General features: G+C 34.7%; 19 protein-coding genes. 11 read left to right on the forward strand and 8 right to left on the reverse strand.

What is annotated here, in order from left to right:
• The first annotated feature begins 11 nt into the window (after positions 1 to 11).
• From NMAR_RS01705 to cobT, 3 genes are read left to right on the forward strand one after another with little or no spacing between them, the layout of a single operon-like run.
• On the forward strand, positions 12 to 659 hold the full coding sequence (locus NMAR_RS01705) for an NAD(P)H-hydrate epimerase (RefSeq protein WP_012214703.1): 648 nt from the start codon (positions 12 to 14) through the stop codon (positions 657 to 659).
• A complete protein-coding gene (locus NMAR_RS01710) occupies positions 656 to 1,264 on the forward strand; it encodes an MBL fold metallo-hydrolase (RefSeq protein ID WP_012214704.1) in 609 nt (202 codons plus the stop codon). Before NMAR_RS01705 ends, NMAR_RS01710 begins: the two co-directional genes overlap by 4 nt.
• A gap of 7 nt (positions 1,265 to 1,271) precedes the next feature.
• On the forward strand, positions 1,272 to 2,330 hold the full coding sequence (gene cobT / locus NMAR_RS01715) for a nicotinate mononucleotide-dependent phosphoribosyltransferase CobT (protein WP_148680021.1): 1,059 nt from the start codon (positions 1,272 to 1,274) through the stop codon (positions 2,328 to 2,330).
• Here the strand turns inward: cobT and glmS are convergent.
• The 3 genes from glmS to NMAR_RS01730 all read right to left on the reverse strand — a co-directional run bounded on the left by glmS (position 2,323) and on the right by NMAR_RS01730 (position 5,365).
• Complete coding sequence (gene glmS, locus NMAR_RS01720) at positions 2,323 to 4,083, reverse strand: glutamine--fructose-6-phosphate transaminase (isomerizing) (RefSeq protein ID WP_012214706.1); 1,761 nt, start codon at positions 4,081 to 4,083, stop codon at positions 2,323 to 2,325. The two genes, cobT and glmS, sit on opposite strands and share 8 nt — an antisense overlap.
• A gap of 91 nt (positions 4,084 to 4,174) precedes the next feature.
• Positions 4,175 to 4,780: a 30S ribosomal protein S4 gene (locus NMAR_RS01725; RefSeq protein ID WP_012214707.1), complete on the reverse strand. Its 606-nt coding sequence runs from the start codon at positions 4,778 to 4,780 to the stop codon at positions 4,175 to 4,177.
• A 9-nt stretch (positions 4,781 to 4,789) separates the two neighbouring features.
• A complete protein-coding gene (locus NMAR_RS01730) occupies positions 4,790 to 5,365 on the reverse strand; it encodes a 30S ribosomal protein S13 (RefSeq protein WP_148680022.1) in 576 nt (191 codons plus the stop codon).
• A gap of 341 nt (positions 5,366 to 5,706) precedes the next feature.
• On the opposite strand from NMAR_RS01730, the gene NMAR_RS01735 reads away from it, so the two are divergent.
• A complete protein-coding gene (locus tag NMAR_RS01735) occupies positions 5,707 to 6,015 on the forward strand; it encodes a hypothetical protein (protein ID WP_012214709.1) in 309 nt (102 codons plus the stop codon).
• On the opposite strand, the gene NMAR_RS01740 is transcribed toward NMAR_RS01735, so the two are convergent.
• The gene (locus NMAR_RS01740) at positions 6,007 to 6,510 is read right to left on the reverse strand and encodes a hypothetical protein (protein WP_012214710.1); all 504 of its coding nucleotides are present in this window, start codon (positions 6,508 to 6,510) and stop codon (positions 6,007 to 6,009) included. The two genes, NMAR_RS01735 and NMAR_RS01740, sit on opposite strands and share 9 nt — an antisense overlap.
• A 138-nt stretch (positions 6,511 to 6,648) precedes the next feature.
• On the opposite strand from NMAR_RS01740, the gene NMAR_RS01745 reads away from it, so the two are divergent.
• The 4 genes from NMAR_RS01745 to NMAR_RS01760 are packed head-to-tail and all read left to right on the forward strand — an operon-like array spanning position 6,649 to position 10,450.
• A complete protein-coding gene (locus NMAR_RS01745) occupies positions 6,649 to 7,620 on the forward strand; it encodes a metal ABC transporter solute-binding protein, Zn/Mn family (protein ID WP_012214711.1) in 972 nt (323 codons plus the stop codon).
• Positions 7,617 to 8,387, forward strand: coding sequence for a metal ABC transporter ATP-binding protein (locus tag NMAR_RS01750; RefSeq protein WP_012214712.1), 771 nt, complete (start codon positions 7,617 to 7,619; stop codon positions 8,385 to 8,387). Before NMAR_RS01745 ends, NMAR_RS01750 begins: the two co-directional genes overlap by 4 nt.
• Positions 8,388 to 8,402: 15 nt before the next feature.
• Complete coding sequence (locus NMAR_RS01755; protein ID WP_012214713.1) at positions 8,403 to 9,347, forward strand: metal ABC transporter permease; 945 nt, start codon at positions 8,403 to 8,405, stop codon at positions 9,345 to 9,347.
• A complete protein-coding gene (locus tag NMAR_RS01760; RefSeq protein WP_012214714.1) occupies positions 9,344 to 10,450 on the forward strand; it encodes a metal ABC transporter permease in 1,107 nt (368 codons plus the stop codon). The genes NMAR_RS01755 and NMAR_RS01760 overlap by 4 nt, the downstream gene beginning before the upstream one ends.
• 17 nt (positions 10,451 to 10,467) lie before the next feature.
• Here NMAR_RS01760 and NMAR_RS01765 read toward each other — a convergent pair whose 3' ends face one another.
• A complete protein-coding gene (locus tag NMAR_RS01765) occupies positions 10,468 to 11,820 on the reverse strand; it encodes a cation-efflux pump (protein WP_012214715.1) in 1,353 nt (450 codons plus the stop codon).
• Between the two features lie 92 nt (positions 11,821 to 11,912).
• Between NMAR_RS01765 and NMAR_RS01770 the strand changes: the two genes are divergently transcribed.
• Genes NMAR_RS01770 through NMAR_RS01785 form a run of 3 tightly spaced genes read left to right on the forward strand, consistent with a single transcriptional unit; the run spans position 11,913 to position 16,549 of the window.
• The gene (locus tag NMAR_RS01770) at positions 11,913 to 15,098 is read left to right on the forward strand and encodes a peptidase (protein ID WP_148680023.1); all 3,186 of its coding nucleotides are present in this window, start codon (positions 11,913 to 11,915) and stop codon (positions 15,096 to 15,098) included.
• Between the two features lie 54 nt (positions 15,099 to 15,152).
• Positions 15,153 to 16,175 (forward strand): CFI-box-CTERM domain-containing protein, encoded by a 1,023-nt coding sequence (locus tag NMAR_RS09640; protein ID WP_187146574.1) that lies wholly within the window; start codon positions 15,153 to 15,155, stop codon positions 16,173 to 16,175.
• 50 nt (positions 16,176 to 16,225) lie between these two features.
• Positions 16,226 to 16,549, forward strand: coding sequence for a hypothetical protein (locus NMAR_RS01785; RefSeq protein ID WP_012214718.1), 324 nt, complete (start codon positions 16,226 to 16,228; stop codon positions 16,547 to 16,549).
• On the opposite strand, the gene NMAR_RS01790 is transcribed toward NMAR_RS01785, so the two are convergent.
• The 3 genes from NMAR_RS01790 to NMAR_RS01800 all read right to left on the reverse strand — a co-directional run bounded on the left by NMAR_RS01790 (position 16,544) and on the right by NMAR_RS01800 (position 19,921).
• Positions 16,544 to 18,124, reverse strand: coding sequence for a B12-binding domain-containing radical SAM protein (locus NMAR_RS01790; protein ID WP_012214719.1), 1,581 nt, complete (start codon positions 18,122 to 18,124; stop codon positions 16,544 to 16,546). The genes NMAR_RS01785 and NMAR_RS01790 overlap by 6 nt on opposite strands.
• 72 nt (positions 18,125 to 18,196) lie before the next feature.
• Complete coding sequence (larB, locus tag NMAR_RS01795) at positions 18,197 to 18,973, reverse strand: nickel pincer cofactor biosynthesis protein LarB (RefSeq protein ID WP_012214720.1); 777 nt, start codon at positions 18,971 to 18,973, stop codon at positions 18,197 to 18,199.
• Between the two features lie 33 nt (positions 18,974 to 19,006).
• Positions 19,007 to 19,921 carry a malate dehydrogenase gene (locus NMAR_RS01800; protein ID WP_012214721.1) on the reverse strand — a complete coding sequence of 305 codons (915 nt, stop codon included), beginning with the start codon at positions 19,919 to 19,921 and terminating at the stop codon, positions 19,007 to 19,009.
• Positions 19,922 to 19,926: the final 5 nt, after the last annotated feature.

Raw genomic sequence — 19,926 nt, forward strand, 5'->3', positions numbered from 1 at the left:
TTACGTAAATTATGGAAATAACAGTTGATCAAATGTACAATATTGAAAATAAAGGTCATGATATGGGATTTTTAAAAAAATTCATGATGGAAAATGCTGGTGCTGCCGCAGTAAAAAGATTAGTTGAAAAACTTGGAAATGTAGATTCAAAAAATATTTTGATTTTTGTTGGTATGGGAAACAATGGTGGTGATGGATTAGTCATGGCAAGACACCTTGCTGGATACAATGCAAAAGTTACAGTTATGCTTCTTGGAAATCCTGAAAATATCAAAACTGAAGAAAGTAATTGGAATTGGTCAATTCTAGAGAAAATGCCTTCTGTAAAACTAATGACTGGAGGAACTACTAATTTTGATTTTAAACCCGATGTGATTGTTGATGGAATTCTGGGAACTGGCATATCTGGAGAAATCCGAGAACCATACGCATCTGCAATTAATTACATCAATCAGACTGATTGTTACAAATTTGCTGTGGATGTCCCATCTGGATTGGATCCTCAAACAGGTGAAACTGCAAATATCTTTACAAAGTGTGACATGACTGTGACATTTCACAAAATGAAACAAGGAATTCCAAAAAGAAAGGACTTGACTGGTGAATTATTTGCAGAAAAAATTGGAATTCCTCCAGAAGCAGAAGAGGGAATTCTATGATAGTTCATCAAATCCAAGTTGGAAACATGCAAAATTTTTCTTACATTGTTGTAGATGAAGACACAAGCGAATCTATCATAATTGATCCATCTTGGGATCTCATTGAGTTAGAGATGGTAATCAAAGAAAATGACTTGAAAATAAAATACATTGTTAATACTCATCATCACTTTGATCACACCATTGGAAACGAAGCAATGGCAGAATCTACCAAAGCACCAATTATTCAACATGAAAATTCTGAATTAAAACATGATATCACAGTCAAAGATGGTGATGTCATAGAATTTGGAAATTCAAAATTAAAAGTACTTCACACTCCAGGCCATTCCAAGGATAGTATTTGTTTGATAGGTGATGGAAAAATTTTCTCAGGTGATACTTTGTTTGTTGGAAACTGTGGCCGTATTGATTTACCTGGTGGCAGCGCAAAAGAACTCTATCACAGCCTATTTGATATCCTTTATTCATTAGATGATAATTTGGTCCTATATTCTGGGCACAATTATGGTCACAAAGAGATTTCTACACTTGGACAAGAAAAGATAACAAATATGGTAATGCAAAAGAGAACTGAACAACAATTTCTTGATATGATGGGTTAGTGATTTGTTGAAAGATTTTGAATTATATGGAAATGTTGATCTGGCTCAAAATTTCATTGATTCTGTAAAATCTGGTAGATTTCTTTTTTCATTTGTTATTTCATATACTGAAACTTCTGAAATTCCTGGAATAACTTTTGCAGGTGCTGATAAGGATTCAATTCAATATACTCCTCCAGCTGATGCAGAATATCTCCATTATGGGTATTGTAAAACTATTGATAAAATTCCAATGACTCCTGACGGAAAACCCACTCCTGGATTATTAACTAAAACTGCTTTAGAATCTGCAAGTATTTCTCATTTGACAATTAATGCTGGTAGTAAAATCGTTCCTCAATTACCTTTTATTGAATCCGGATTGCCTTTTGGAAAAAATATTTTAGTTCAAGATGCAATGAATGATACAATTGTATCTCATGCAGTTGAATATGGTCAAATTCTTGGAAGAATCTTAGCATCATTAACTGATTGTTTATTGATTGGCGAATGTATCCCTGGTGGAACAACTACTGCTTTAGCATTGTTAAAAGCATTAGATTATGACGCAAAGGTTAGTTCGAGCATTCCTGAAAATCCTATTGAATTAAAAAATCAAATTGTAACATCTGCACTTGAAAGAATTGATTCAGAACATCCCTACAGTATTGTTGCAAAAATTGGTGATCCGATGATTCCTTTTGTTGCTGGAATGTTAAGTTCTGCTTCTAGTGTGTCTAAAGTAATGTTGGCAGGTGGTACACAAATGGCTGCAGTTTTGGCATTTGCATCAAAAATTGGATTTAATGAAGAAAACACTGCAATTGGAACTACATCTTACATTACAAATGATGAAACTGCAAACTTCAAAGAACTTATTCATGAAATCTCAGATATCCCTATTCTTTCTGTAGATCCAGGCATGAAAAATTCCAAATTTTCTGGTTTAAGGGCATTTTCTGAAGGATTTGCGAAAGAAGGAGTTGGAGCAGGTGGCAGTATTATTTCTTCAATGCTGAAAACTGGTAATAACTCTGAAACTTTGTTGAATTTAGCTGAAAAAGAATACCAACGACTATTTACTTGACTGTAACTGATTTTGCAAGATTTCTTGGATAATCAGGATCTGTGTCTTTTTCAAGTGCTGCATAATATGACAACAACTGAATTGGAATTATCTCTGAAATTGGATATAACACTTCATTAATTTTTGGCATTTCAATCCAATAATCATAAACATCACTTTTCACATCTGACACACCAATAATTTTTGCACCACGAGCTTTAATTTCTCTTGCACTGGTAAGAGTATCTGAATATGTTGAATCATTTGGATTTAGTATGATCACAAATACATTGGAATCCATTAAGGCAAGAGGTCCATGTTTTAGTTCGCCACCTGCAATTCCTTCTGCATGAATATATGTCAGTTCTTTGAGTTTTAGTGCAGATTCTGTTGCAATTGGATAATTGATTCCTCGACCTAGAATGTAAATGTCTGAAATTTCTTTCAATTCTTTTGCAATTTTTTGAATGTTGGTTGGGTTGTCCAATGTTTTTGAAATTGACTTTGAGAAATCTTCAAAATTAATTGTAATGTCATTATTGCTTAATTTTTGCACAATTTTGTACAAGATTACAAGTTGTGATGTGAAACTTTTAGTTGCAGCAACCCCAATCTCTGGACCACAATTCAAACCAATCACAACATCTGCTTCTCGTGCAAGCGAAGATGTCACTAGATTAACAATTGCAATAATCTTACAATTTGCATTTTTTGCAATTTTTACTGCTTCTAAAACGTCTGCACTCTCTCCACTCTGAGATATTGCAATTAGGATGGAATTTTCTTCAATAATGTTTGGATCAAACTGAAGCTCACTAGACATGATTGACTCAGTCTTGATTTTGACATATTTTGACAAAATCTGCTTTGCAATTAGTGCTGAATTGTAGCTTGTTCCACTACCAGTAATGTAGATATTTTTTGCCTGTCTGATATAGTCTGTTGCTGCTTCTATCTCACTAGATGTCTTTTCTCCTGCCTTCAAAATTGTCTCAGGCTGTTCGTAAATTTCTTTTAGTGTAAAATGTGCATAATCTCCCTTGTATGCATCTCCAAATTCTTTTGAAACTTTGGTAATTTCATACCCTGTTTGTTCTCCATTAAAATCTGAAATTTGGAATTTGTTTTTATCAAATATTACAAAAGTTCCATTCTCCATATAGATTGCATTATCCGTAAATTCAATAAATCCTAGTACATCACTTGACAAAAAGTAATCATCTTTTCCTACTCCAATAATTAATGGTTCATGAAATCTTGCAGCTGCTAATTGCCCATCTTCAAACATTGCAACAAATGAATAATGTCCTTTTAGTTGAGAAACTGTTTTTAGAATTGTTTCTTTGACATTCTTTGTTTGGTCGTGATGTTTTTGGAGTAAATTTGAAATTATTTCACTATCTGTCTCACTTTTGAAAACATATCCATCACTTTCTAATTCTTTTTTTAACTCTTCAAAATTTTCTATAATTCCATTATGAACAATTGCAATTTTTCCTGAATTGCTAGGATGTGGATGAGCATTTACATCTGTTACCTTTCCATGTGTTGCCCATCTGGTATGACCAATTCCAACTCTTCCAGGTAATGTTTCTAATTGTACTTTTGAATTGACTTCTTGTACTTTTCCAGTCCCTTTTTTCAATCCAATTTGGTTTTCTGATTCTGTTGCAACTCCTACACTATCATATCCTCTATACTCCATTCTCTTTAGACCCTTTACGATTATGGGTGCTGCAGTTTCTTTTCCATAATAGCCGATAATTGAACACATGTCTATTCTACCTGTAATTGGGGGTTATTTACTGCTTAAGTAATTATTATTTTATCGCGGTGTGGTTATTTCACTGAAAAATCTAATTATTCTATGATTCTGTTGAAGGACTTTCTTCTTTTTTCTCTTCAGCAGGAGCCTCTACTGTCTCTTCAGCAGGAGCCTCTACTGTCTCTTCAGCAGGAGCCTCACTCTTTGTCTTTTCTAAAACTTGTGGAATCTTTGATTCTGGTGCAAAGTGAATACTGTTTTCTTCTTCTACTGTAACTGTGTATGAAGGAATGTCTACTTTTCTCTCACCAATCATAATGTGACCGTGAATAACTGCTTGTCTTGCTTGGTATGGTGTCTTGAATCCTAATTTCTTTGTAACAATAGTTTGTAATCTTCTTGAAAGCAAATCATTTGCAGTCAAGTTAAGTACATCATCTAGTGTTGCATCTGAACTAACCAGTCCTATTCTAGCTAATGATTTCATTAGAATTGGTTCTTTTTCTGCTCTAACTTCTTGTCTTAATGCAAGTAATGATCTTGCTTGATGTCTGACTCTGGATAGTTCTGTATGTGCTTTCCATAATTCTCTTTTAGTTCTTAATCCAAAAGTTCCTAGAGTTTTCAACTCTTCCATTTTTAATTCATAATTAAGAGGTCTCTTTGGTTTTCTCCAAACTCTACGTGGATATTTTGGATCTCCCATTCAAAACACCTATTCTTTTTTCTCCTCTGCAGCTGGTGCTGCTTCTGCTGGTGCTGCTTCTGCAGCTGGTGCATCTGTAGTTGGAGCTGCTGCGGCTGCTGGCGCATCAGATGATGATTTCTTTGCAGGAGCTGCCATACCACCTTTTGCAACACCGACTGCTCCACCTTTTCTACCTGATGTTCTTGTTCTTTGTCCTCTTACTTTGAGACCGCTAAGATGACGATAACCTCTCCAACTTGCAGTAACTCTTTCTCTTTCAATATCATTTCTTAATGTAAATGGAATATCTGATGTTAGCAAATGCAAATCATTGCCAGTTTCAATGTCTTTTCTTCTGTTGAGGAACCATGTTGGAAAGTTGCCTTCAGCTGGATTTGTAATTAGTTTCTCAATTGCTTGAACATTTTCATCGGTAAGGTGACCAATGTTTGAGTTTGAATCAATGTTTAATGTGTCTAGAATTGCTGTGGCAAAATTATATCCAATCCCCTTGATCTGAGTGAGTCCAACTAGCATCTTTCTCTCTCCTGGGATATCGTTTCCCACAATCCTAACAATGTGTCTATATTCTTGAGTGCTCAAGTATTCCAAAATTCAAGAAAACCCCGATAAAAACCATGCTAGGCACCATTTTAGGTTGATTTTCAGATTTTATGCATTATATGCTTGACTACAAGTATCTGCTAGATTATCTAAAGTCCTCATCTTCAGTCCAATCATTCCCTTGTACGTTCCACTGATTGCACTGACAACATTTTTTGACCCCTCTTTGGGCATCAATATCTATGCAGTAACAATGTTCTCCTTTCCCTGATGGGTCATTTTGACAAAGTTTTTGCATACTGTGGTAATGGGGCTTTTTTCTTAATTATCTTATTGAATTTTGAAAAGTTATAACTTTCAATATTCTCATCTCTATTGAAATGGCAGATACTTTTGATCGCGAAAAAGTTGTAGATTGCATGTTTGATCCTGTGACATCTTCAATTTTAGCAGAATTAGAAGACGGTGAAAAAACATGTTCATCTTTGGCACAACAAGCATCTATTTCTGAATCTGAGGTTTTGGAAAGACTGTCTTATTTGATAGAACATGAATTTATCATAAAAAATACTGATGGTGAAACTACTCTTTCTGCAAATTCTGAAAAACTTAGTAGTATCGTTGAGAGTGGAGATAACTTTGATGAAACCATTAGCAGTCTTGAAAAAATGGATAGTTATCTAAACTGATTTTTTCTTACTTTTAATTTTGTAAATACCAGAACCTACCAATCCAACCATTCCAATTATCAAAATATATGCTGAAACAAAACTAAGTGATTTCTTTCCAGCATCTGGAAGTGGTCCTATTGCACCAAATACTTGAATATCTTCATTTGAATCAGTTTGAATGATTAATTTGTAAGATCCTGTGTCCGTAATGTCAAATTCTTCTTCAATAGTTTCTTCATCTACATTTTTTGATACTATTTCATTACCAAACGGATCTAAAATTTTGGCTGAAACTGTATTCTCCTTAAACTCCATTACTTGTACTGCAAAAACCCCTGTGGCAGATTCTTCTGAATTAAATTCTCCTGAAATAGTCAGATCTTGACTTGAATTGATTTTCCCATTACCTTGGAAAACACCTTCTAGAATTACCTGGTTTCCAGCTGCAAGCAAAATTAATCCAACCACAATTAATGTGCCTGAAACAACTAGGATGATTCCAGCCTTTTCCATATTTTTGGCACCTTTTTCTTTACTTTAAACCTAATTTTTCTAATTTCAAAATTTAGCCCTGTTTAACAAAGTTAGATTGGGCTAAGAAAGTTAGCTTAGGTTAAATTTAAATAAACTTTTCACAACTTCTTTTTAGAAATGAAAAAACCGATCATTATTACAACTGTAGTAATTGCAGCAATAATTGCAGGATTGTCATCTACTGTTTTTACTCAAAACAACAGTTCTGATGAAATTATTCTTAGTGATGCAGAACAATCTGCTGGCAATACTGAAACAATTATGGTTACAACTACCACCAATGTTGTAACCGATCTTGTTGAAAATATTGGTGGAGACAATGTGTCGGTTACCGGATTAATGGGACCTGGCGTGGATCCTCATTTGTATCGTCCCAGCGCAAATGATGTAAAAAAACTTCAGGATGCTGATATTGTATTTTACAATGGTTTAGACTTGGAAGGAAAAATGGGTGACATATTTGTAAAAATAGGACGAGAAGGAACAGCAGTGTGGGCTGTATCTGAAAATATTTCCCATGAATCACTCTTGAGTCTTGATAATACAGGTCATTTTGATCCCCATATTTGGTGGGATGCAGAATTGTGGATGGAGGCAGCTAAAGTTGTTGCAACTGGATTAAGTGAATATGATCCAGAAAATTCCCAAGCATATGAAAAAAATCTTCAAGAGTATTTGACACAATTAGAAGAACTTGATCAAGATAGTTTAGAGAAGATGAATTCTATTTCCCAAGGACAACGAGTTCTTGTAACTGCTCATGATGCCTTTCAGTATTTTGGTCATGCTTATGGTTTAGAGGAGATGGCAATTCAGGGATGGAGCACTGATAGTGAAGCTGGAATAAGAGAGATTCAAAATTTAGCTGATGAAATATCTGAGAGAAAGATAAAAGCCGTATTTGTAGAAACTACTATTTCTCCTGCCACAATTGAGGCTTTGACTGCTGCAGTTCAGGATAAAGGACATGATGTTGTGATTGGTGGCAAATTATTCTCAGATGCCATAGGTGAAAAGGGAACTAGTGAAGGAACCTATGTTGGAGCTTTTACACACAATGTTGAGACAATTGTGAATGCATTGAAATGATGGAGCAAAAATCGGTTCGAAGAAACATGAATGACGAACAAACATTTCCAATTGAAATCAAACATCTTTCTGTTACCTATCGTACTGAACCTGCATTATGGAATTTAGATCTAAATCTACCTGAAGGACAATTAATTGCAATTGTTGGTCCAAATGGTGCAGGTAAATCTACTTTGATAAAAGCAGTAATGGGATTGGTTCCAATCACTGCAGGCAAAGTAAGCATTTATGGAAAACAATATTCAAAACAAAGAAGCAAAGTGGCGTATGTTCCACAACGTGGAACTGTTGATTGGGATTTCCCTACTGATGCATTAGATGTTGTAGAGATGGGGCTTTATGGAAAACTTGGATGGTTACGTCGTCCTAATTCTCAAACAAAAGAGAAAGCAAGAGAATGTTTGGAAAAAGTTGGGTTAAAGGATTATGCAGATAGACAAATTGGTCAGTTGTCTGGAGGCCAACAACAAAGAGTATTCCTTGCAAGAGCTTTGGCCCAGGATCCTCAAATTTATCTTATGGATGAGCCATTAAACGGAGTTGATGCAATTACAGAAGAGACAATACTCTCAATTCTTGAGGATCTAAAAAAAGAAGGAAAGACAATTGTGATGGTTCATCATGATCTGCAAACTGTGGACAAGTATTTTGATTGGGTTGTAATGCTAAATAGGAATCTGATATCTGCTGGACCAATAAAAGAAGTATTTACAAAAGAAAATTTGGATATTGCGTATCAAGAAAAACAACGCATGTCTATTCAATAACATAAAAGATGTAGAATGGTTTTAGAAGAAATACTGACTATCTTTGTAGGGATTTTTACTGATTATACTCTCAGGTATGTTGCTCTTGGTTCTGCTATTTTAGGAATAACTAGTGGTGCTTTGGGATGTTTTACTGTTCTACGAAAACAGAGCTTGTTTGGGGATGCTTTAGCTCATGCTGCATTACCAGGTATTGGATTTGCGTATCTTTTTGCTGGAACAAAAGATTCACTGCTCTTGATGTTGGGAGCTGCAGTGTTTGCATGGTTTGGTGGAATTGTTACATTGACAATTACAAGTACTACAAGAATAAAGCAAGATGCAGCACTTGGAATAACCCTCTCAGTTTTTTTCGGTCTTGGAATTGTTCTTCTTACATACTTGCAGAGTATTGGAGGTGCAAGTCAAGGTGGATTGGATAGATTTCTTTTTGGACAAGCAGCTGCTTTGATAGAAACAGATATCATAAATCTAGGAATTTTGGCAGCAGGATGTTTTGTAGTTCTGATAATATTTTTCAAAGAGCTAAAAATTGCAACATTTGATAGTGTATTTGGACAAAGTTTAGGTTTTCCAACAAAATACTTTAGTGCATTATTAACATCTGTAATAGTTGTAGCAGTTGTTATTGGTCTGCATACTGTTGGTGTAGTCTTAATGGTTTCAATGCTTATAGCTCCTGCGGCTGCAGCAAGGCAATGGATATCTAGTTTGAAAAGTATGTTGATTCTTTCTGCTATATTTGGAGGTGTAAGTGGTGTGATTGGTTCTATGATTAGTAGTACTACAGAAGGAATGTCTACAGGCCCTGTTATTGTAATTACAATTACTACCATATTGGGCATCTCTCTTTTCTTTTCTCCAAAAAATGGATATCTTTTCCAATACATCCGTAAGAGAAAACAGCGTCAAAGTAACTTTAATGAAATCAATACTATTTCAGGAGAAAACTCAAATTGATAGAGATATCTAATGATCTAATTATTATTGGAACTGCTGTACTAGTTGCAGCAAATTGTGCATCAATTGGAACTTTCTTAGTTTTAAGACAAATGGCCATGATGTCTGATGCCATTAGTCATGCTGTATTATTAGGAATAGTAATTGCCGTGTTTATGGTTGGAGGTCGAGAAACTATTCCCGTAATAGTTGGAGGTGTACTGTCTGGTATCTTGACTGTTTCAATTGTAGAGATGCTTTATCGTACAGGTAAACTAAAACAAGACAGTTCCATTGGCATCGTCTTTCCATTTCTTTTTGCAATTGGTGTGATACTTGTCACACAAGCTGGTAATGTACACATTGATGCACAACATGTACTGTATGGTTCAATTGAATTTGTACCATTTGACACACTATATCTTGATGAAATTAACATAGGTTCAAAATCTCTTTGGGTTCTTGGCGTTTTAGCAATTGCAAATATTTCTTTTATTGCAATTCTATACAAGGAACTAAAAATTAGCACTTTTGATGCTTCAGTTGCAGTAAGTGTTGGATTGATGCCCATGTTGATTCATTATTTGTTAATGATAATGGTAGCTACAACTGCTGTTGTTGCTTTTGAATCAGTTGGTGCAATACTTGTCATTGCATTTTTCATAGTTCCTGCGTCTGGAGCTTATCTGTTAACCGATAGATTATCTCATATGATAGCACTATCTGTAACACTGGGAACTATTAGTGCTATTGCAGGTTATCTGTTTGCAGTCTTACTTGATGTGTCGATAGCAGGCTCAATGGCCACAATTGCTGGTGCCATATTTGGATTAATCTGGGTATTTGCACCAAATCGAGGCTTGATTAGCAGATGGAGACGTATTACAAAACAAAGATTCGAAATAGATTTGGGAATAGTTCTAACTTTCATTCAAGATGAGCTTAGCGCTAATCGTCAAGTATCCACTTCAACTTTATCGAATGCATTAGGGTGGACAATAGATTACTCGAAAAAACTAAGTGAATTTATTCAAGAAAAAAAATTTATAGAAAAAGATGTTAGTGGAAATCTAATTCTAACAGTACTAGGACAAAAAAAGGCAAAGAACTACTCAACAACTTGATATGATCTCTAGGTTTTTTATTCTGGTTCTGGATGAATTGTAATTACCGCATTTTTGATTTCTTCTCTTATAATATGCTCAATCTCTGATGTCAAGTCGTGAACCTTTTCAATTGATAGTTCCTTATCAAATGAACAATCAATGTCAATTTTGAGTATATTTTTAAAGTTTAGTGAGACTATTCTTCCAATTTTCTTAATTTCAGAATATTTCTCTAAAATTATCTTTATTTTTTCCTCAGTAATTTTGTCTTCTAGATCAAAATTTTCTGGAACTGTAACAAATGGTTCCAAGTGAATTGTGGCGTGTTCTATTTCTGGAATATTTTCTTGTATTTTCTGTTCTATAATTTCAGAGATTTTGTGAGCTAATGATAGATTTATCTCTCTATCAACCATTACATGCAAATCTGAAAATGTTCTTCCTTTAGTTTTATGAGTACTTACATTGTGCACCCCTCTTACTCCTTCTACACTTTTTGCAATATCTAGAATTTTTGCATCTAATGGAACATCTTCCCAATTGGGCTCAAAATGGATTGTAATTGAAGCATTTGGAATTTTATTTTTGATATTTTTTTCTACATTACTGCTTATCTCATGCGCTCTATCAAAACTTGTGTCTCCTCTTAATGATATTGTAACATCTGCAAAAGTTGTATCTCCCGAACGTCTCATTAGTATTGGATCTGCACCAATAACTCCTTGAGTTGATGTGGCAATGTCTCTAACATTTTTGACAAGTTCTGGTGAAATAATATCTGTTAAATCAAGAGCTGTTTTGTAAACTAGTTTGACACTAAGTACTGCTAATAATCCACCTAAAATTAATGCTGCAAAAAAGTCACCATGATACAAACCATAAGACACCAAAACAATTCCAATAATTGCTACTAGTGTTGAACCAAGATCCATAAATGCATGATAGAAATCTGCTTTGAGAGTAGTACCTCCTATTTTTTGGATTGATCTTCTCAAAAGAATTATTCTAAATATGTCGACTCCTATTGTGTATAATCCGCCAATTATTGCAAACATTCCTGGTAGTATGTTTGGTGGTGGACTTTGAATTCTGTGAATTGACTCGTAAATGAAAAAACATGCAATCAGAAAAATTGCTATTCCTCCAATTAATCCCCCTAATGATTCAATTTTTCCATGGCCATAGGTATGTTCTGCATCTGGTGGTTTTATTGCCATTCTTGCAGCTAAAAGTAACACAAGAGTTACTACACTGTCAAGTAATGCATGAATACTGTCTGTGATAAGTGCCAAACTATTGGAAACAAGACCGAAAACCAATTCTACTAAAAATGCTGAAAAAATAGCCAAAAGTGAAATCTGTAATACCTTGGTTCTTTGTACAAACATCTTATTTTCTAATAATCTATATCACGTATTACAAGTTTCTAAGTAGGAATCATACGATAACGTTATTTGGAAAGAGACTTCATTTTTTGATATTGGATAAAAATTGGCTATTTTTGCTAGGAATTTTCTCATTAATTCTAATTCCATCCATGAATGCTGATGCATCTAGTAATCCAAATCTTTCAGTATCTGCTGAAAATTCAGAATTTGGTAATCTTTTTGCAGGATCTATGGTAATTGAAGTAGTTATTCGTGATTCCAATATCTCTGACACTGATGAAGGCAAAGGCGAACCTGATGTCACCATTAATGGTAAAACACTACGTATGGTTCAAGCTACAGATGGAAATTGGTATGCATATTTTGCAAATGTTGACAAGGCAAAAATTGCTGATGCTACTGTTGGTTTAACTGGTAAAGGATTAGACTTTGGAGAATTCTGTAGTCGTGATACTACAACATCTGTTTTTGGAATATCTCTAAGTGAAACTGATGGTTTTGCAATTCCTAGGCCTGATTCTGTTACTGGATCTACAAACGGCAACTCATCTTTTTCTGAATGCACTTCAAGTCCTACAACCACTTCTAATCATAACAATGTCGTTAGAAATGCAAAATCAATCAATACAAATTCTAACATATCTGTTGGTCAAATTGGTTTAGATGCTGATGCATGGCCATTAATTCAACTTTATTCTTTTGATGACGTAACAATACAATACAATCCTGGCGGACCTTCCCAACAAGTGTATCTTGATTATGATGAAATTGAGAATATCAGTTTAGGACTTGATAGGGAACTGTATCCTGAAAATTCTGAAGTATTTCTAACTATTAATGACATTCAGCTAAACCAAGATCCAACTGATGAAGACTCTTGGACATTTAATGTTGATTCTACTGTAAGTACATTTTATCAAGCATTTGATAATTCTGGAAATGATGATGCAAACGGAAATGCTGGATTGGTAAATCTTGTTCCACATCTTTCAAATTTAGGATTTGACGATAATGGAAAATTATCTCTCAACCTTGGAAATATTATGGAATTAAAAACAAACAATGACCAACCTGATTCTTCTATTGATGCTGATGGAGTGTCAAATACGTTTTCTAAAATTGTAACCCTAGTTGAACAAGGACCCAACTCTGGAATCTTCTCTAGTTCTGATTCTAATGATCAATCAGTAATCGGTATCAAAGATGATGCACCTAGAGGACAATCTGGACAAATAACATACAACCAAAAATCTATTTCGGTAGTCTCTGGTTCTTCTACAGCTTCTGTTTCTTTTGATGATAAACCTGTTTTAACAATAGGAAATGGTGACTCACTTAGGCCTGGTACTGAATATCCTGTATTGTTAGTTGATCCTGATCAAAATCTGAATACTGGTGCTAGAGATGATCTTGATGTCTTTAGAGACTCTGCAATTATTCCAACACTCACAATAGGGAATCCCATAACTTTGGAGAATGCAAACAGTGTTGAATTCCATTCTACTTCTCCTACTATCTCTGGAGGTGATGATTCTAATTCATCTGTTCCTGATTCAAATTCTGCTATCTTACTAATTGACACCTCAAATGTCTCTAATGCTTCTTATGAGATGATATCGATTAATCTGGGTATTTCTGCCTTGTCTTTGGCATCCTCACTCATAGATTCTTCAGAATCTAATACTGATGGAACAAACTGGATAAATTATGATCTAAGATCTCTTGAAAATGAACTAGGACTTTCTGATTTTAGCAGTACTACATTTGCCCTTGCATTTGGAACCCGTGATTCTACTCAGATTGTAATTGTAGATGATGGTGATGTGTCGTCTTCTCAAGGATTTATTCAAATTGATAATGATGATGTTGAAAACATTAAAACAAAAACTGGCAATGTTTTTCTAATCATTGATTTTGATTCTTCTGACACAGTTACAATTTCTAATGAATCAAACAAACTTCCAATGGTTTTTGACTTTTTTTCATTTGGATTAAAAAATGATAATAGTATAAACAATTCTATTTATCGTTTTGAACTAGAAGAGACTCGAGATAATTCATCTACATTTGAAGGTAGTCTTGAATATGCAGTTACAAATCAACTAAACATAGTTGATCCAAATTTTATTCAAACTATTCAAACAATCGATGATGAAATAAAAATTATCATTACTGATAGATTAATTGATGAAGAAGGAATTGCAATCTCCTATGCTGATTTAGATTCATCTGGCGTGACAACAACGACTACAAGTAAATCTGATGCTGCAACGCATTCAGGAAATGTTTCTCTAGATTCAACAACATTTCGATTTGGGCAACCAGTAACAATTACACTTAGCGACTCTGATCTTAATTTGAAAAGTGATACCGTTGAAATTTATTCAGTGATCAATGATTCAAACTCTGCCAACGTTGATACTGTAGGTAAAGACGGGGAAATCTTACTAGAGATTAAAATCAAAGATATTCGTTACAAACGATGTACTGTCAATGGAGTTGAGCATGGTGGTTTAGCCTCTACTGGATTTACACTTGTAGAAACAGGACCTAGCACTGGAATATTTGCAGGAGTGTTCAAAATGCCATCTCAGATTTGTGACAAAACAGGCTCAAAACTAATCTATACCTCTGGTGGAAGTATTGATGTTCGTTATCATGACTCTCGTGATGCTTCTGGAAATGCAAATATTTTCAGTTTGCTTGATTCAAAGTCATCTGTATCATTTTACACTCCTGCCAAATTAAGCCTAGAAAAAATGGTACTTCCTATGAGTGATTCAAAAGAAATAGTTCTGACAGGAAGTATTGAAAATCATAAACGAGGAATTCCATTATCTATTGAACTTACAAATCCTGATTACACAAAACAAAACTTTGGCGCGTCTCTAAGTAATAGCGGAGGTTATCGTTCTGTATTCACTATTAATCCAAATACTTTGCTTGGAACATATTTTGTATCCCTTTCATATGATGGTAAAAACCTTGGAACTCTCTCATTTGATGTAGTTTCTGAAAATGTTCCTGATTGGGTAAAAAATAATGCTCGTTGGTGGTCTTCAAACAATATATCTGATGATGAATTTATTGGTGGAATAGAACATCTAATTGAGACAGGAATAATTTCTATTGATTCCTCTGAACAAAATTCGACAGAACAAGAAATTCCCGATTGGATAAAAAATACTGCAAGATGGTGGGCAGATGATCAGATTCCAGAAGATGAGTTCTTAAAATCGATTCAATATTTGGTCAAAAAAGGTATAATTCAGGTATGATCTGGTCAATTTTTCTTTCATTTAATACATAAATACCCACAACCCATGAAAAAAATGAAAATGAAAGTAGCAAGTATTTTAGCAATTACATTATTATCTATTTCAATTCTATCTTATGGTGTAAACAATTCTGCCTTTGCAGCTAATTCATTCATTGAAGCATCATCCAGCTCTGGAAGTGTTGGCAATGGTGATCCTCTTGTTATATCTGGGAGCATTGTAGACTATGAAGATGCAGGACACGCACTTACTTTCCAAATTATATCTCCTGATAACAGCATAGTTCAAATCGGTCAAGTAATGGGTAACATAGGTTCTGATGGTACATTTGAAATGAACCTTACTGCCGGTGGTCCTTTATGGAAAACCGCTGGTGAATACACTGTCAAATTTTTCTATGGTCCTACTAAAGGTGATGCTACAGTAAATTATGCTGGTGGTGATACGCCTTCTACCCCAGAACCAACTGCACCAGAACCAGAACCAGAACCAACTGCACCAGAACCAGAACCAGAACCAACTGCACCAGAACCAGAACCAGAACCAACTGCACCAGAACCCGAACCAATAACCTGTGGAGCTGGAACTGAAATGGTTAATGGTATTTGTCAAGTCATTGCTGAACCAGAACCCGAACCAGAACCACAATGTCCAGCAGGATACTCATTCCGTGATGGAGTATGTGTTGAAGATGGTGGTGGTTGTCTTATTGCAACTGCAGCATATGGAACTGAATTAGCACCTCAAATTCAATTACTTAGAGAAGTTAGAGATAACACTGTATTATCCACTGCTTCTGGAGCTACATTTATGACTGGATTTAACACATTATACTATTCATTTGCCCCAACTGTTGCTGATTGGGAAAGAGAAAATCCTATGTTTAAAGAATCAGTTAGAGCATTCATCACACCAATGATTTCAACATTGTCTATTATGACATTGGCTGACGATGGTTCAGAAGTTGAAGTATTAGGATTAGGAATCTCTGTTATTGCACTTAATTTAGCAATGTACATTGCAGCACCTGCATTAATTGGATTCAAAGTCCACAAATCACTCAAATCTAGAAAATAATCTTCTAGAATTACTCTAGGTTATTATACTGAAACACATTATCTTACTTCATGCATATTGAATATGAGGAGTTTGATTCTGTTGAAGATTTTTTCATGTATTTGGCATCAGCTGCCCCACCCATGAAAAATACCATTCCAATCAATTCTTACAAGGAACATGTAATGTCATTTATTCCACTTAGTCCTTCTACTGGGGAAACATATCTGATGTTGTATGTCAAAGGTTCATTGGAACCTGGAATCTATGAATTTGATGTTCCTTCAAAATCTTACAAAAAAGTAGACAATATTGAAAGAGCAGACAAAGTTTACTTCATCTCTTTGACACCCAAAAGAAATACGATTGCAGATACAGCTATTGCAAATCTATAATTTCTTTGTTTGAATTTTAGGAGCAGATACTGATCTACTTCTAGCATATTTGTCAATTATCTCATCAGGAGTTCTTCCATTAAAGAGATCCTTGCACAATCCTCTGAGATATCTCATAATTGCCCAAGTTCCTGCCTTCAAAATTCCATACATGAAAACTTTCATTGGTGGACCGTAGGTCTTGTTTCTGAGAATAATTGGAATAATGTCATTAATTACTCTAAGGTTGTTTTCCCAGCATTTCCAAAATAGTGTAAATTGAGCTTCATTCAAGTTTCCAAAGTGCATTGAATTCTTTTCACTAAAATCTTGATACAATAATGGTGCTACTAATCCTCTAAAGTCCATTTCTCTAAAGTCGCTCATCATGTCAATTGTATATTGAATATCATCCGGTGTTTCATCTGGCCAACCAATAATGATTGTAGCTGCTGGGAACCAGTGGTTCTCATTAAGAATTTTTGCACCTTCTCTAACTACACTGCCCCATTCTTCTGTTGAGAATGGTCTTGTTTTAACACCTAGGTGTTTTTTTACCATATCTGGTGCAACTGTTTCAATTCCTAAATTGGTTGCAAGCCATCTTCCTGATTGGTCCTGTCCATTTACATGAGAAATTTGTTGCATTAGTGTAGGATCTGCAGCAACTGCAGAAAATGTCATATGTGTAGTTCCAATAAAGTTTGCACCTAGTCCTTTTAGTGACTTCCACAAATCTGTAATTGCATCTCTGTTTGGAACAAAGTCTCTGTTATCACATCCATAAAGTAACATTTCATCAGAATGTAACCAGATTGAGTCAAAACCGTAATCTAAATTAGTTTTTGCTTCGTGTTGTAATCTATCTATAGGTAAATCTTTTTTTGATCTCTTATTTACATCACAAAAATCACAACCTCTTCCACAACCTCTCATTGCTTCAATCAATGAGTTGATTGTAGGACCTTCAATAACTGGAATATTTTCAAGGTTTCTTACAAAACAGTGCATCAATTCTGGTGCATCATTTTTCTCCAAATCTTGGAACAAATCAACTGCTAATTCATCTGCCTCTCCAACTACTACTGTGTCTATTCCATGAATCTTCATTCTATCTGATTTTGCTAATTCCCATGCTCCGTTTCCTCCAACAACAACTTTGAAATCATATTTCTTTTTGAGCTGAATTATACTTGCACACATTTTTTTAAATTTCATTGCTACATACGACAATTTTTCTGGTGACATTGTTGTGGTAACTGGTGCCATTCCCAATGGATCCATCACATTGATTCCTACAACTTTGGTATCTGGACCAATTGATTTGTGCAACATATCTGGGTGTCCAATGAATACATCTTCTCTATTGTAACCTCCTTGAATCAATGAACTTTCAATTCTTCTTAATCCAATTTGTGCAACCTTTGCTTCCCCCGTGATTGGATCTGTTTCAACTGATGGACAAAACACTTTGTCAAAAACCCATTCTGGCAGAACTTCATATGGTCCACATGCAATAAATCCATACAGAAAGTTTCCCCTGTAATTTGTCATTAAACTACGATCAGCAGTAAGTACAACACGTTTGCCGGACAACTATCACATTTCGTTTAACTATGTTATATATCATTTACGAGGTTAATTTGCCTCTTGAATTGTAAATTTTCCTTATTCTTTTTTTCTTATTGTTCTGTTTGCAATATTGGCTGCAATCCCCCCTGCTGCAATACCATTGTCTATGTTTACAACAGATAGTCCTAATGAACAACTCTGAAGCATTGAAGCAAGAGCTGCAATTCCTTTTTCTCCATACCCATACCCTACTGATGTTGGAATTCCAATAATTGGAATGTCTACTAGTGTGGAAACTAGTGTGGCTAGTGCACCCTCCATTCCTGCAGCTACTATGATGCAATCAACATCTTCTTCTATCATTTCTTTTAAAATTGGAAAAATTCTCTGAATTCCTGCTACTCCTACGTCATAACTTGTAATGCATTTACAATTCATTGCCTCACAAACTAGTCTGGCTTCTTCAGCTACTCCAATATCTGAAGTACCTGCAGTTAGAATACCTACTTTTCCTCCCTGAAATTTAATTGGTTTTTTGAATAACAATAGGGTAGATGATTTTTTTCCTGTCTTGACTTTGACTTTCAGTTTTTTTGCAAACGTCTGAATCTTTGGATAATCTGTTTTCTTTAATCTTGAAACAATAACTGAGTTTGATTTTTGCAAAGTCCTTTTTATGATTTTTCTAATATCTTCCAGTTCTTTTGTCTCTGCAAAAATTATTTCTGGAATCCCTCTTCTTTTTCTTCTGTTGATGTCTATTTTGGCAATTCCTTCTATCTCTTCAATTGAATATATTGACAAAAGTTTTTTTGCATCATTTATTGAAATTTTTCCTGTTTTTACGGCTTTAAGAATTTCATGAGTTTCCAATAATGGGTTTTTGTTTTATGGATAAAAAAAGGCTTAGATTTCAACACCTGAAAGTGCACCTTTAACATTCTCTACTGCTTTGTTAAAGACTTGCTTTTCTTCATCATTTAGATCTAATTCTATGATTTTTTCTACACCATTCTTTCCTATTACTGCAGGAACTCCAATGGTAACATCAGAGTGATCATATTCTCCATCAAGATAAGTTGCTACTGGAATTACTTGTTTTCTGTCTCTTACAACTGCTTCAACAATTGCAGAAATTGCATTTCCTGGTGCATGTACTGTAGCACCTTTTAGTTCAATTACTTTTGCTGCAACTTGCTTTGTGTTTTGAACTAGTTCCTCTAATTTTTCTTTTGGAAGCAATGATGGTAGTGGAATTCCTGAAACAGATGAAAATCTTGGTAAAGGTAACATGTTTTCACCATGTTCTCCAATTACTAGTGCTCTAATTGAGTCACGAGAGTGTCCAGTTGCTTCGTGGATAAATTGTCTAAATCTTGATAAATCAAGCATACCTCCCATTCCAAATACTCTACTTCTATCAAATCCTGATACTTTGTATGTGATGTATGCCATTGGGTCTAATGGATTAGTTACTGGAATAATCATGGAATCATCTGCATATTTTTTCACATTTTCTACCACGCTTTTTACAATTGATGCATTAATCTTCAAAAGATCCATACGGGTCATTCCTGGTTTTCGTCCAGAACCTGCAACTACTACTACAATATTGGAACCTTTCATATCTTCAAAATTATTGGAACCTTTTACTTCAACATCAATTCCTTGTTCTGAAAGCATATGGTTGATATCCATTGCTTCGCCTTGAGGAAGTCCTTCAGCAACATCTAATAACAAAATTTGATCATCTAATCGTTTTAGTGCTGAAAACAATGCAGCATCTCCGCCTACTTTTCCTGAACCAATTATAGTAATCATAAAAA

The organism is Nitrosopumilus maritimus SCM1 (assembly GCF_000018465.1).
Classification (GTDB): Archaea; Thermoproteota; Nitrososphaeria; order Nitrososphaerales; family Nitrosopumilaceae; genus Nitrosopumilus; species Nitrosopumilus maritimus.